This window comes from Acinetobacter colistiniresistens, assembly GCF_024582815.1.
Lineage (GTDB): Bacteria > Pseudomonadota > Gammaproteobacteria > Pseudomonadales > Moraxellaceae > Acinetobacter.
Window position 1 is genome coordinate 2,121,646 of record NZ_CP102099.1, and the last position, 14,766, is coordinate 2,136,411.

Below are 14,766 nucleotides of genomic sequence, written 5' to 3' on the forward strand. Positions count from 1 at the left end.
TAATCAATCTCAGAACGTTTGAACCCCAAAAAGCGGTGTTTTATTTTTTTCGCCCGCAATTTCCCTGACAAGTTTAGGAACTAAATATCCAGGTAAACTCGCTAATACATCACTGTATATCTGATCTATCTCTGAAGATCTTAAATCAAAATGCTGAGCACCTTTGACTTTATCTAAAACATGAAGGTAATAGGGCATTACTCGTGCTTCAAATAAACGGAGACTCAAGGCATTGAGCGTTTCTGCAGAATCATTCACACCTTTGAGTAGAACCGCCTGATTCAGCACGGTTATATGGTGAAGTGATAACTGCAATAACTTCGAGCAGGTGAAATCATCGAGTTCAGCTGCGTGATTTGAGTGTACCACTACTACAATGCGCAGCCTACTGTTTTTTAATATAGAAATTAGCTCTTCATCAATACGATTCGGGATCACAATCGGAACGCGTGAATGAATTCTCAATATCTTAATCTGAGGGAGAGATGCTAGACGTTCTAACCATAAAGAAATTTTTCGATTATTCAAAGTGAGTGGATCACCACCACTTAAAATCACTTCATTGATTTGTGGATTTTGCTCAATATATTGCTTGATGTTGATCCAGTCGTCATTTTTAGGCAAATTCTCCTGATATGGAAAATGGCGACGGAAACAGTAACGGCAGTGAATTGCACATGCACCGGTTAACGTCAGCAAAAAACGCGATTGATACTTATGTAAAACCCCAGCCATTTGATTGGCCGCTTCTTCGCCGAGTGGGTCGGTGACAAACTCGGGATGTTGTTCTAGCTCCAGATGGTGTGGTAATACTTGTAGCAATAAAGGATCAAGCGGATCGCCAGTGCTCATTTTTCCGACGAATGCACGCGGTACGCGCAATTTAAACTGTTCAGAGGCGAGGATTGCACCTGATAATAGCTGATCGGTAGATAACTCAAGCAGATTTAACAGCTCTAAAGGATCGGTAATTAGATCACTGAGTTGTGATTGCCAGTTTTGCTCTTGATGTAAATAGTTTATCATGCCATACGTAAAAATAGTGTTAGCCGCAGCTGTGTGCCTAGTCTAGCATTAATAGATTTGAGTTTTAAGTTTGGAGTGCGCCTTTCATGGCCTATTATTCTACAAATGATTTTAAAGCAGGCCTTAAGGTTATGCTTGATGGTAACCCATGTTCAATCATGGAAAATGAATATGTAAAACCAGGTAAAGGTCAAGCATTTAACCGTGTGAAATTACGTAACCTTCGCTCTGGTAAAGTATTAGAAAAAACATTTAAATCAGGTGACTCTTTAGAAGCAGCTGATATTGTAGAAGTTGAAATGGATTACCTCTACAACGATGGCGAAATGTGGAACTTCATGGATCCTGTATCTTTCGAGCAAATCGCTGCTGATAAAACAGCAATGGGTGATGCTGCGAAATGGTTAAAAGATGATTCTAATGAAAAATGTACGATTATGTTGTTCAATGGCGTACCTTTAACTGTAAGCCCACCGAACTTCGTTGTACTCAAAATTGTTGAGACTGATCCAGGTGTGCGTGGTGATACTTCTGGCGGTGGTGGTAAGCCTGCGAAACTTGAAACAGGTGCTGTGGTACGTGTTCCATTATTCGTACAGCAAGAAGAAAGTGTTCGTGTAGACACGCGTACGGGTGATTACCTAGAGCGTGCATAATTGTGAATGAGTGGCCGAGCTACTCAAGATATACAATTATCGAAGGGATGATTAAACAATCATCCCTTTTTTTATGCCAAAGTATTAGATAAATAATTGTAGCTAGAAGGTAAACTTACAAAGATATTTCTTCTACAGAAAATATGGAAAGGGAAATCTAATAGGGTTTGTTGACATTTCAACCATGCATGCGTTATCGGCTAAAACGAGATAAACAAGGCATGAAACACAGGCAATGGCGATACCCTTGTCAAGTTTCATAACGCAGTTTAGGGAAGTTTTAGCCATAACCCTAAGGGACAGGGACATTTTTTGATGCCACTACGTTATATTTTATTTATTTAGAATAGCTAAATGGCATAAAACATGCCTTGTGCCATCTATAAAATGTCCTCTGTCGCATGCATCTGTGAAATATCAACAGACCCTAGCCACGCGTTATGTATTGAGAGGTTTTTTGAATGGAGACAACACAAGCAAAGTCATCACTTCCCTCAAAACTCCTATGGAGTTTGGTTGCCATTGTTGGGGCAATTTCATTTGGGATTTTGGCAGTTAGTCGTGGTGAGCATGTTAATGCGGTCTGGTTAGTCCTTGCTGCGGTCTGTGTATATAGCATTGCATATCGGTTCTATAGTTTATTTATTGCAAACAAAGTTTTTGAATTAAATCCCAAACGGTTAACACCAGCTCATCGTCTTGCCGATGGTCTGGATTATGTTCCAACCAATAAATACGTTTTATTTGGACATCACTTTGCTGCGATTGCTGGTGCTGGTCCTTTGGTTGGGCCGATTCTAGCAGCGCAAATGGGTTATTTACCCGGGACGATCTGGCTTTTGGTTGGGGTGGTGATTGCTGGTGCGGTGCAGGATTTTCTGGTTCTATTTATTTCAACACGACGTGATGGTCGTTCTTTGGGAGAAATGGCTAAGCAGGAACTGGGTACCTTTGCGGGTGTGATTGTCATGCTTGGTACATTGGGTGTGATGATCATTATCCTTGCAGTGCTTGCATTGGTTGTGGTCAAGGCACTGGCACATAGCCCATGGGGGGTATTTAGTATTGCCGCAACAATTCCAATTGCGTTATTCATGGGCATTTACATGCGTTATCTGCGCCCAGGAAAAATTGCAGAGGTATCGATCATTGGTTTTGTACTAATGATGGCTGCAATTGTCTATGGGGGTGATGTTGCAAAAGATCCATATTGGGGCCAGTTATTTACCCTGAGTGGCACCCAGTTGACATGGGCGTTGATTATTTATGGTTTTATCGCGTCAGTTTTACCTGTTTGGTTGTTATTAGCACCACGTGATTATCTTTCCACTTTCCTAAAAATCGGTGTAATTGCAGGTTTGGCGATCGGGATTATCTTTGCGATGCCTGATTTGAAAATGCCAGCGGTGACGCATTTCATTGATGGCACAGGGCCTGTATTTGCAGGTAGTTTATTTCCTTTCTTATTTATTACCATTGCCTGTGGTGCCATCTCGGGCTTCCATGCCTTGGTGGCTTCAGGGACAACACCAAAACTGGTCGATAACGAAGTCAATATTCGTATGATTGGTTATGGTGGGATGCTCATGGAATCCTTTGTCGGGATCATGGCCATGATCTGTGCAACAGTACTTGATCCGGGCGTCTATTTTGCGATTAATGCACCTGCGGCAGTTCTGGGCACAACGGTCGATACCGCTGCGGAAGCAGTACGTAACCTTGGTTTTGTCGTTAGTCCTGAAATGCTGACCTTGTTGGCACAAGAAGTGGGTGAGAGCTCAATTCTATCACGTACAGGTGGCGCACCAACCTTCGCGATTGGTATGGCGCACATCATTTCGGAAATTTTCAATAGCCGTTCAATGATGGCATTCTGGTATCACTTTGCCATTCTATTTGAAGCCTTATTCATTTTAACTGCGGTAGATGCAGGAACACGTGCCTGTCGTTTCATGGTTCAAGATACAGTCGGTATTGTGGTACCAGCGGTAAAACAATCTAGTTCATTTGTGGGTAATTTGATTGGAACGTTTGTGGCCGTTGCAGGTTGGGGTTTCTTTGTCTATCAAGGTGTTGTTGATCCATTAGGCGGGATTAACTCCTTGTGGCCATTATTCGGTATCGGTAACCAGATTCTTGCCTCTATGGCTTTGATTTTGGGGACGGTTATTCTATTTAAGATGAAGAAAGAGAAGTATGTGTGGGTCACCATTGTCCCGACGATTTTCTTGTTCATTACCTCAATGACTGCAGGCTGGCAGAAGATTTTCCATGAAAATCCGAAGATTGGCTTCTTGGCACAAGCAAACCGTTTCTCGGATGCGATTGCGCGTGGTGAAGTGCTTGCACCAGCCAAAACCGTGGCTGAAATGCAGACCATTGTGATGTCGAACCAGATCAACGCTGCGTTGTGTGGGTTCTTTATGATTGTTGCAATCGTGATGGTGATTGCTTCGATTGGCATCGTACGCCGTGCTTTGGCAAGTCCAACGCCTACTGCCAATGAAGCGCCTGCAGTTTATTCAGAAACACCGATGACTGCGAATAGCATCAAAGGAGAGTAAGTATGGACTTTAAAATTGCCCGACAAGGTGGTTCAGTGCTTGTGAAGATCATTAAATTCACCATCATGTCACAGAAGCATTTGCTATTGTCACCGAAGAATTGGTCACGTATCGCCGTACTGTGGCAACGTTTACAGCAAAGTTTTCGTCTCATGGTGGGTGTGCCTGATTATGAAACCTATGTCGAGCATATGAAAGCACATCATCCTGATCTAACCCCGATGGATGCCAAGACTTTTTATCGTCATTGTATTGATGCACGTTATCCTTCAGCGGGCGGCAATATGAAAAAATGTCCTTGCTAGAAATCAATTGATTTCGTTGAAAAAAAAGCAAAACAGTGTATGTTGAAGCATGCACTGTTTTATTTTGGGGAGAATATGATGTGGGGCATGGGTCAGACTTCGGTTCAGGACAAAAAACAGCAAAATCAGTCATTAGAACAAGATATTAAAAGTTTTGCACAGAAGATTGAGCACTTTTTAATTGAAGTGAATCAGCTGATTTTAGATAAACCTCAGCAAACTAAATTGGCTTTGACCTGTCTATTGGCAGGTGGGCATGTACTGTTTGAGGATCTACCAGGATTGGGTAAAACCACTTTGGCCAGTGCTCTGGCACGTCTGGCAGGATTGCATTTTCAACGGATTCAATTCACCAATGATATGTTGGCGAGTGATGTCATCGGCATCAATATTTTTAATCAAAAAGAACATGTGTTTGAGTTTAAGCAGGGACCGGTGTTTACTCAGATCTTACTTGCGGATGAAATTAACCGCTGTAGTCCTAAGACCCAAAGTGCGTTACTCGAAGCGATGGAAGAAGGTGCGGTGACTGTAGATGGGCTACATTATGCGTTACCACAACCTTTCTGGGTGCTGGCAACGCAAAACCCACTGTTTCAAAGTGGAACCTATGCATTGCCAGAGTCTCAACTTGACCGTTTCCTGATGCGTTTGTCACTGGGCTATCCATCTCGTCAGGCAGAAAAGTTACTGTTGCAGCAAAGCTCTCGCCAAGTGCTGATTCATCAATTAGATGCCGTGTTTAATCAAGCTGATATCTTACATTTACGTGAGTTAGCAAAGCAGGTTTTCCTCAGTGATGCAGTACTTAACTATATTCTGGATCTCGCTGCTGAAACACGTAAGCAACGTCATGGGCTGTCTACACGTGGTGTACTTGCACTGAAGGCTGCAGCGCAAGCCTATGCCTTGGTTGAGGGGCGCAGTTTTGTCACGACTGATGATGTGCAAACCGTATTTGTCGCTGTTACCGCGCATCGTATTAGTTTGGGTGAAGCCGAGGTACAACAACTTTTGCAGTCGGTTGAAGCATTGTAAGCGAGTAATAGGCATATGCAAACTGGATTCAAACAGCAGCTTAGCCAATGGATTGCCAAACGCTTTCAGGTGGGTGTCAGTAAAACGCTACGACAAAAAGATGTATTGGTTTTTATCTATAAGCAAGGCTTTTTATATTTAATCCTGATTCTGATTACCTTTATTGCAGGAATTAACTATGCCAATAACCTGATTTTAGGATTTTGTTTTTTAATCAGCGCCATTTTGTGTATCAGTTTTTATCTGACCTTTAAACAATTACATGCTTTGCAAATCGATGTTGTGATACCTGAGGTTGGACAAGTCGATCAAACACTCATTTTAAAGCTCCTATTTAAGCAGTCTGTCAGTTCAGCACGTTATTTGAGAATCCAGTGGCAAACTCAAGAGCAACTTGTTTATCTAGACCAGACTCAACACAGTATTGAACTGCCTGTTGTTGTTACGGTACGTGGATACTATGAATTTGAGACCATTAAAATTTATTCAACTTACCCTTTGGGCTTAGTGCGGGCTTGGACTTATTTATCGCCAAAACAAAAAATATGGATTGCACCCAAAGCTTATGATTGGCAAAAAGAACATAAAAGCCAACCGACTTCTGCACATGATCGTCTGGATGAATTTAAGGAGCTCAGAGGCTTTCAACAAGGCGATTCTTATCAGAATGTGGCTTGGAAACAGGTGGCGCGTGGGCAGGGTTTTTTGATCAAAATGTTTGAGGCTCAGGCCAGTCATCAACATTTAGAAATTGATTATCAACAGATTCCAGCACAAGGTCATGAAGAAAAATTAAGTTTTATGATGGGCTTGGTCGAACAATGCGAACAATTGGGTGATGATTATGCCTTGATTTTACCGCATGCACGTTTGGAAAGTGGGCAAGGGCAGGTTCAGTTGATTAAAGCAAAACTTTTATTGGCGCAGGCTTAATGATGACGCAACAAATCTATTTCTGTGTCTTAGCTGTCTTGGCGCTGGCGTTGCTTGGGCAGACTGCTTTCGCACCTGCTGCTTTAACTGGATTATGGGCGGTGATCTGGCTGCTATTGGTTCGGAGATATCGTAAACAGAGCTGGGCACCTTTTCCTAAATGGTTTTTGATGATCTTTATTCTATTGTGTTTAGGTGTCGTTTATATCAATTATCAAACAATCCTTGGGGTTGAAGCGGGCGTCGCCTTTTTAAGCACCTGTTTATTTGCCAAATGTTTAGAAGCGAAAAACACACGTGATTTATTAATCATCTTTAATTTTGCCTTATTCGTCAGTGCGAGTTTGCTGTTACATAGCCAAGCATTTTGGATGGCTATGATTGTCTTTGCTAAATTTGTGATGTGTTTAGTCGGCTTGTATCGAATCCAGACGGGATTATTTAATCAAAATAAATTGTCATCCAGTCAACTGAAGCAAGATGTTAAACAAATTCTTAAATTTGTTGGAATCGCAATTCCTTTCTTTCTAATTCTATTTATCTTTTTTCCTCGTTTACCACCACTCTGGGCGGTTCCAATTCAAGGTAATCAAGCCACTACAGGGATGAGTGATCGCATGTCACCAGGAGATATTGCTCAATTATCACAGTCTTCGGCTTTGGCCTTTCGGATTGTAGCTAATATGTCGCAATTTCCAAATCGATCTGAGCTGTACTGGCGAGCTTTGGTGTTGGATCAATATGATGGCAGTACATGGACCAGTAGTGACTTTAATCAACAGATTAAAAATGTGCAGTCCGCACCACGGAGTGTGCCTTATCAATATTTATCGGCAGATGAGCAAGCCAACTGGATTATGGGGTTGGAATACTCGATTCCACAGGAGCGCTATTTGCAGTTGTATCAAGACAATAGTATTCGCCCGACTAAATTGGTTAAGCGCAATGTACCGATACCAATGTTGTGGTTAGGACCTAACTCGGGGGAAGCAATTTCCCTACAATCACGTCAACTTGAGTTAAATCTCAAATTTGACTCGAATCGTGATGAAAAAGCACAGCAATTGGCACATCAGCTTTTTGAACAGAGCCAAAAGCAACCTGAAAAATATCTACAATCTGTGCTTTCTTGGTACCGAAAAAGTGGCTTTGTGTATACCTTAACACCAGGTACTTTAGGTGGCGATCGTATTGATCAGTTTTTGTTTTCCAGTCGCAAAGGTTTTTGTGAACACTACGCCTCAAGTTTTGTCATGCTAATGCGTTACGCTGGCATTCCAGCAAGAGTGGTAATTGGTTATCAAGGTGGGCAATTAGCACTTGATGGGCAGAGTTGGGAAGTACGCCAGTTAGATGCACATGCATGGAGTGAGGTTTATCTTGATGGTAAATGGAAAAGAATTGACCCCACCGCAATGATTGCGCCGCAACGAATTGATACAGGCATGCAAAATTATCTGGCACAAGACCAGACGGTATGGGGAAATGAAAGCAAGGCTTGGCGTTTACAACAGTTTAAGTTTTTAAAAAATATGCGGGTTTGGAGTGACTACTTAAGCTATCAATGGCAAAGCAAAGTCGTAGGCTATGATGCAGAGAAGCAGAAAAACTGGTTGTCCCGACTCGGTCTGGATTCAAGTTATACTTATGTAATTGTTTTGATTGCAAGCACTGGTACGATTTTAGTGATCTATATGGGGGGGTATTGGTGGAGACAAACGCGACAGCAGGCAGATTATCAAAGAGCGGTATTTAAGTTTCAAAAGCAGTTGCCTAAACATTTGCATAAACAACCCGCAGAGACTTTTCAGGTCTGGATGCAGCGTTTAGCAGATCAGGTTCAAGACAAACAGGTATTTGAACAAACGATTGTGTTATATCAACAAATTGTTTTTTTAGAGCAAAAAGATAGCGGAAATATTCAAGAATTTAAGCGCTTGCTTAAAGACTGTGCGATTGCACTAAAACACTCGTAAAAAAACTTGTGAAGCTCATAAAAAATGAATATGATGCTTCTCATTCTAGGTGTATAGCTCAGTTGGTTAGAGCGCTACGTTGACATCGTAGAGGTCTCCAGTTCGAGTCTGGATATACCTACCAAGATATTAAAATCATATACTGTTACATAACTTTATATAGATTAAAAAGCCCCAAATCTCAATGGTTTGGGGCTTTTTTATTGCTTTATATAACTTAATTTTACTTTCTATAATAACCCTATTTGGGAAAACCAGACAAGCTCCTGTTTATTTTGACTATGCTGATTTAGTGGAATGGCATAACTCTCAAAAGACAAACCATGTGAGTGGATAAGGTGGCCCTATGAAAAAATATTTTTTATATAACCCCCTTGTAAATAAGCTTCAGCAGGGCTATTCTAATTTTGTCCAACAAAAAGCAGTTGGATTAGCTTTGGTCGGCTATAAACTCTCAATAGGCGCATATTCCGCGTTAAGCGGTTTTTTTATGCGTAATATCTCTATGCATTCGCATATCTCTATGGCGAAGCTGGAGAGGGACACGTTTACGTGTGCAGGTAACCTATTGAGCCTGTCGACCAACCCTTTTCAGCTTTGCCACCCTCATTTGGTCGTGAATGGCAAAGCTTCTTTGAGTTTATCAATAGGAGTGCTTACTCATGTCTAGCCGTATCTCAAAAATAAATTTTAGTGATTTTCAAGATCATGCTGAACTTACCCAAGATCAGATGAAAAAATTATGGGCTTTATTCAGTCAAATTCAACATAATTTAAAACAAGAAAAAGTGCATCCAGGTACTGCGTATTTAGCCGAAATCGGTAATTACCTTACTGATATGTGGGCCTATGATAATGAAGAGCTTTATAACAATTTAACTAATCAATTGGAGGCCGCTCCAAATGAATAATATTAAGATTGATATAGTTCAAGAAATGATGCCATTTTGCATTCAAAAGCTTTCAAAAAGAGAAGGTCCTTTTTCAGCATATGACAGTGCTATGCTTGCGGTGGATTATGCTGATGCCTTGATCGAAGCCTTGAAAGGCAAAAGCGATTTGCATGGTCGATTTGCAGCTAAAATGTTACCTATTACTGCAAAGCAAATTGATGATAGAAATCTTGCAGCGTGTAGAATTTTCGGATCATATGAGGTTAAAAAGCCTATTAAGCGCAGTGCTGAATTAGCAGTTTCATTTGCTGATTCAATGGTATTGGCTATGGATGCGGGGGAAGCAAATGACTGACCGCATTTCTGTGCTTAGGCATTCAACTATCCAGTTAGCCAAGGCTTGGCAGAATGATGGCAATATTTCTGCTTATCAGGATGCCAAGTATTTTTCCTTGGTGGAAAAGCCTGTATCTAATATTCAGGATTTATCCAAAATATTAGCTGAGCTTGAACATGATAGCTGTGCGTGCATCATCCGCGGCGTATATAAAGGCGATGAACAGGCCCAGAAGATAGATCCAGAGTTTAAACAGGGCAAAGTTCGTCGTCAGAAAAGATTATTTGAAGATAAACCGCATCACTGGGTCTTGATTGAAATTGATGATTTCGAACCGATGCTTGCCGATCCTGTAAGAGAACCGGTTGAGGCCATTAATGAATACATCGCAACTTGTTTACCCGCATGTTTTCATGAGGTCTCATATCATTGGCAATTATCCAATAGCGCAGGGCATCTTAAGCATATTGGAAAATTAAAGGCTCATGTTTGGTTTTGGTTGGAAACTGTCTATACGAGTGATCAATTGAAAACATGGGCAGAACAAAAAAATATTGCCCTAGATAAATCGGTATTGAATACAGTTCAGATTCATTACACAGCTGCGCCGGTCTTTGAGGCAGGGGTATCTGATCCTGTGCCTATGCGTAGTGGATATTTTCAAGGATTAATTGGTGATGAGGTAGATTTAAAAATCGTGCTTGATCTCGGGTCAGCAAGAATATCAAGCACGATTGAAACAGAACATGACTTTGATGATCCATTCGCAGGAATAGAGCCTAAGGTCGGTTTAACTTTAACCGATGCACAATCTTTGATCAAGTTTATTGATAGCAGCGATTATGAAACATGGCTAAAAACTGGTATGGCGCTACACCATGAATTTGATGGTAGTAATGAGGCTTTGGCAGTTTGGGATGAATGGAGCCAATTCTCAAGTAAATATGCTGGATATGATGTGTGTCAAGATAAATGGTCAACATTGGGGAGTGGGGGCCAAAATCCTATTACTGCTCGATGGTTGATTAAGTTTGGTAAAGAGGCAACGAAGAGCGCTGAGAATCAAGAAAAGCATCAGGCAATGGAAGAGATCAAGAGTGTCATCCTTGAGTGTAAAGATAGTGTTGTCCTGATCAATGATATTGCTAAAAAAGCTGGTCTCGTTGCTGCTGGCGATATTGCCATGCGTACGGAATTGACGGGCTTAATCCGTGCCCAGTTTAAGCAAATTACTAATACTTCATTACCGTTGCCCGATGCACGTATGGCAATGAATAGTGCCATTCCATCCAAGGCAAAGAGTGTGGACGGTCGCCATGAGATGACGGAACTTGGCAATGTTGGTCGTATGATTGATCGCTACGGGGATGACCTTATGTTCATTCCTCAAACAGAGACTTGGTTCTCATGGAATGGTGCGTACTGGCAGCCAATCACGGCAGTTGAAATTATCCAGTATGCAACGGCAACGATCAATGCATTGCCTAATGAGTTAAAAGATATTCAGAGCGATGATGATCGTGCAAAGCATAGAAAATTCTACATCGATAGCCAAAAAATAAAGATGGTAGATGCCATGGTGAAATGGTCCAGAAGTGACAAACGCCTGCTCCGCCATATCAATTCGCTTGATGCCAATATGAACCTATTGGGTTGTGCTAATGGTGTTGTGGACTTGACTACAGGCGAACTACTCGATGCGGATCGGGAATATATGATTTCCTACAGTACAGGCATTGAATATAGCCTAAGCGCGAAATGTCCTATATTTGAGCAAACAGTTTTAGATGCATTTTTTGGCGATGTTGAAATGGCTGCGTTCTTTCAACGGGTGATAGGCTACATTGCATTAGGTCAACCAAAAGAAAGCATCATTCTTATTCCTTATGGTAGTGGTAACAACGGTAAATCTACCATTTTTAAAAGTATTGCGCTGGCTTTGGGAGATTATGCCAAGGCGGCCAATGCTGATACTTTTCTTGGAGATAGCCGAAGTAATAGTGGTGGTGCGCGTGAAGACATTCTACGTTTACGCGGGTCCCGCTTTGTTTACTCTACTGAACCAGATGAGGGCAAGGAGCTTAAAGAGGGATTGATCAAAGCTATGACAGGTGGAGAATCGCTACCTGCACGGGGGTTGTATGCCCGCCATACCGTTGAAGTGCAGCCGACTTGGACGGTGGTTATGCCGACGAACCATAAGCCTATTATTAAAGGTGATGATTATGGTATCTGGCGTCGTATTATGCTGGTTCCTTTTACCCGTAACTACGATGATGACCCGACAATTAAAAAGGATGTAAATCGTCCTGCAAAACTTCTAAGGGAGTTGCCTGGTATTCTCCGCTGGATTATTGCAGGTGCTTTGGCCTATTTACAGGATGGTATAAACCCACCTAAAGGCGTGGTTCTGGCTAAAGAGGAATATCGCGATGAGATGGACTTAATCAGCGAGTGGTTAAATGGTTACTGTGTCCTTTCACTTAATCATGAAACCACGACAGAGGATCTGTTTCAAAGCTGGAAAGGGTATGCGGAAAGAAATGGTTGCTTGAGATTAATCCCATCTAAAAATCATCTTTCAAGACGTTTGGATTCGAGATTCAAGAAAAGAAATGTTGGAGAGCGGAAATTAAAGGGTTTTGTAGGGATAGGTCTAAAAAGCGATTTTGAGGAGGTTCGTGATGTTTAGCCGAAGTCCTACCGACCTTTTACTACTTAAATGCTGCCTAGCGATATTGCGTACGATTTTTTGCATATTGCGAACCGATGAACACTATTTATTTGCGATTTATTGCAAATTGGAAAAATATTTTATTTCTGTGCAAGGTATTGATTTTAAATATAAAGAGCGGATAAGAGCGGATAATGTTCATTTTTACAAACCTCCTTACGTGCGTGCGTATAGAGAGTTTGTGAAAAAACGGTTTTATCCGCTCTTATCCGCACAAATATTTGATTTTAAATATTATTTTATTTTTGTGAGCAACAGCTTCTGTTGGAAGGAGTGAGTATGCCTGTTTTAGCTTTCCTTCCTCAATTTATAGTCAAAGACAAAGTGAAAAGAAGTTCTTTACCTAAGGTTACGGAGGAGGATGTAAAGACAATCCGTGAATTGTATAAAGCAGGTTTGTCATATCGTCAGTTAGGCCACAAGTACGATATATCGCACGAAATGGTTAGAAGAATTTGTACGAAGTATTGTTATAAGGAAGTCATCTAATGGCACTAAGTAAAAGACAAAATTTATTTGCACTTGAATACATAATTGATCTAAACGCAACGCAAGCCGCGATTCGCGCTGGGTACTCAGAGAAAACAGCATATTCACATGGTCAAAGGCTGTTGAAAAATGTTGAGATTGAAAGACTGATTGAAGACGCTCAGCAGGAACGAATTAAGAGACTTAAGGTGGATGCAGATTATGTATTACATCGGCTTGTTGAAATTGATCAAATGGATGTGCTCGATATTATGAACAACGATCTTTCATTAAAACCTATCAGTGAGTGGCCTAAGATATGGAGACAATACGTATCTAGTATCGATAGCTTTGAAGAGTTTGATGGCCGTGGGGAAGATAAAACATTCATCGGCTTCTTACGTAAGATTAAGTGGCCAGATAAAGTTAGAAACTTAGAGCTATTGGGTAAACATATCACGATTGGTGCATTCAAAGATAAAGTTGAATTGGGGAATGATCCAGATAATCCTTTAACAGATATTAAATCTGCTGCCGTGAAATTATCTGCTTTAGCTAAGTTAAAAAAAGCAAAGGAGAAAATGAGTTAATTCTCGGTGGTAACAAGAATTTAGCTGTTGCCACCATCGCTATTTAGCTACTTAATCAGCATTAAAAAATCTTGCATTCTATAGGGTACTTATGAGGAGACATTCCTGAATCTAACCATCCCAAATAGGTAGCCTTAGCAATGCGTGTACCAGTATTTAATCAGCAGATTAATGAAGCCCAAACACCATCTGTACAAATTAATGGAGGACTTACTCCTGGACAAGCAGTAGGTGTAGTTTCAAATCAGTTGGATGGTTTGACAGAATTAGTTGGTACGGGAGCGCAGATATATAACCAATATCAAGATACGGCGAATAAAGCTCGTGTCTCTCAGGTGACAGCGGACTATCAGAATAGAGTTAATAATTATTTATACAATCCCAAAGACGGATTACTCACCATAAAAGGTGAAAATGCGCTTAATAGAGACTCCGGGAAAAACTTAGTTAATGAGGCATTTGAATGGTTCGATTCCAACGCTAGAGAGCAAGAAAGTAGCCTTTCAAATGGTACTCAGCGTCAAATGTTCAATAAAAATATGGCGACTTTGAAAGGGCAATTAGGACGCATTGCATCGCAGCATCTTTTTAATGAATCCCAGAAATTTCAGAAACAGGCCTTTGAGTCTGAGATCGATGCCAACATTAGTTCAGTCAGTATGAACTACTCCGATATTCCAACCACTACTATGTCATTGGAGAAGATACGTAATACTTCACAAGAGTATGGTAAGGATTTAGGCTGGAATGGACAACAAATAGAACAATACGCTAAAGGGCAGCAAGATAAAGCCGTTCTAGATGCTATTAATCTCATGCAATCAAATGGCGATGGATCAAAGATTCCTGCCTATTTTGCTCTGACAAAAGATTTTCTTTCCGCAAAGAATCAGGCACGTGTCGGTAAGCTTATACAAGACAATAATGCAGATACGTTTATTTCTGAGATCCTTAAGTACAAAGATGATCCAGATGAGTTAGATAAATACATTGGTGCATTAGCAGATTCTGAAAGTCCATTCGCTAAACAAATAGGCGCACATAACATTCCTAATGTGTTAGGTCGAGCTATTAGTTATAGAGATAGATATGATCGAAATGTCCAAGCTGCTGCAAATAAAAGAGAGAAAGATGCTACTGCAGCTTTAAATGATTTTAAAGCAGATGTGAAAAGGGGACTGTTCTAAATTTTGTGTAAGTACTTAATTTTCATTTATCCTTCAGAGGATAATTACAAAAGGTACTT

The 14,766-nt window shown here is 40.9% G+C and carries 14 protein-coding genes, 1 tRNA gene and 1 pseudogene; 15 read left to right on the plus strand and 1 reads right to left on the minus strand.

From position 1 onward, the window contains the following. Positions 1-9: 9 nt before the first annotated feature. Positions 10-1,026: an EF-P beta-lysylation protein EpmB gene (epmB, locus tag NQU59_RS10070; protein WP_005242986.1), complete on the minus strand. Its 1,017-nt coding sequence runs from the start codon at positions 1,024-1,026 to the stop codon at positions 10-12. An 86-nt stretch (positions 1,027-1,112) separates the two neighbouring features. Here epmB and efp point away from each other — a divergent pair, with 86 nt between their 5' ends. From efp to NQU59_RS10135, 15 genes and pseudogenes are all read left to right on the plus strand, one after another. Beyond that, positions 1,113-1,682 (plus strand): elongation factor P, encoded by a 570-nt coding sequence (gene efp / locus NQU59_RS10075; protein ID WP_004652839.1) that lies wholly within the window; start codon positions 1,113-1,115, stop codon positions 1,680-1,682. A 461-nt stretch (positions 1,683-2,143) separates the two neighbouring features. Beyond that, positions 2,144-4,246, plus strand: coding sequence for a carbon starvation CstA family protein (locus NQU59_RS10080; protein ID WP_005242984.1), 2,103 nt, complete (start codon positions 2,144-2,146; stop codon positions 4,244-4,246). A 2-nt stretch (positions 4,247-4,248) separates the two neighbouring features. Then, entirely contained in the window at positions 4,249-4,551 is a 303-nt protein-coding gene (locus tag NQU59_RS10085) for a YbdD/YjiX family protein (protein ID WP_257063310.1), read from the plus strand. Between the two features lie 78 nt (positions 4,552-4,629). After that, complete coding sequence (locus tag NQU59_RS10090) at positions 4,630-5,589, plus strand: AAA family ATPase (RefSeq protein WP_005242981.1); 960 nt, start codon at positions 4,630-4,632, stop codon at positions 5,587-5,589. Positions 5,590-5,604: 15 nt separating this feature from the next. Then, positions 5,605-6,522, plus strand: coding sequence for a DUF58 domain-containing protein (locus tag NQU59_RS10095; RefSeq protein WP_257063312.1), 918 nt, complete (start codon positions 5,605-5,607; stop codon positions 6,520-6,522). A 2-nt stretch (positions 6,523-6,524) separates the two neighbouring features. Further along, on the plus strand, positions 6,525-8,498 hold the full coding sequence (locus NQU59_RS10100) for a transglutaminase family protein (RefSeq protein ID WP_257066248.1): 1,974 nt from the start codon (positions 6,525-6,527) through the stop codon (positions 8,496-8,498). A 47-nt stretch (positions 8,499-8,545) separates the two neighbouring features. Beyond that, positions 8,546-8,622, plus strand: a tRNA-Val gene (locus tag NQU59_RS10105). Positions 8,623-8,742: 120 nt separating this feature from the next. Then, positions 8,743-8,835 (plus strand): annotated as a pseudogene (locus NQU59_RS18755) (transcriptional regulator); the annotation flags it as partial. A 9-nt stretch (positions 8,836-8,844) separates the two neighbouring features. Then, complete coding sequence (locus NQU59_RS10110) at positions 8,845-9,168, plus strand: hypothetical protein (RefSeq protein WP_257063313.1); 324 nt, start codon at positions 8,845-8,847, stop codon at positions 9,166-9,168. After that, positions 9,161-9,409, plus strand: coding sequence for a hypothetical protein (locus tag NQU59_RS10115; protein ID WP_257063314.1), 249 nt, complete (start codon positions 9,161-9,163; stop codon positions 9,407-9,409). Before NQU59_RS10110 ends, NQU59_RS10115 begins: the two co-directional genes overlap by 8 nt. Beyond that, entirely contained in the window at positions 9,402-9,746 is a 345-nt protein-coding gene (locus tag NQU59_RS10120) for a hypothetical protein (RefSeq protein ID WP_257063316.1), read from the plus strand. The genes NQU59_RS10115 and NQU59_RS10120 overlap by 8 nt, the downstream gene beginning before the upstream one ends. Then, positions 9,739-12,420, plus strand: a complete 2,682-nt coding sequence (locus NQU59_RS10125; protein ID WP_257063317.1) for a phage/plasmid primase, P4 family — start codon at positions 9,739-9,741, stop codon at positions 12,418-12,420. Before NQU59_RS10120 ends, NQU59_RS10125 begins: the two co-directional genes overlap by 8 nt. 321 nt (positions 12,421-12,741) lie before the next feature. Continuing rightward, complete coding sequence (locus NQU59_RS18760; RefSeq protein WP_306436568.1) at positions 12,742-12,951, plus strand: hypothetical protein; 210 nt, start codon at positions 12,742-12,744, stop codon at positions 12,949-12,951. Beyond that, a complete protein-coding gene (locus NQU59_RS10130) occupies positions 12,951-13,520 on the plus strand; it encodes a terminase small subunit (RefSeq protein ID WP_257063318.1) in 570 nt (189 codons plus the stop codon). Before NQU59_RS18760 ends, NQU59_RS10130 begins: the two co-directional genes overlap by 1 nt. Positions 13,521-13,660: 140 nt before the next feature. Next, positions 13,661-14,707, plus strand: a complete 1,047-nt coding sequence (locus NQU59_RS10135) for a hypothetical protein (protein ID WP_257063319.1) — start codon at positions 13,661-13,663, stop codon at positions 14,705-14,707. The last annotated feature ends 59 nt before the right edge of the window (positions 14,708-14,766 follow it).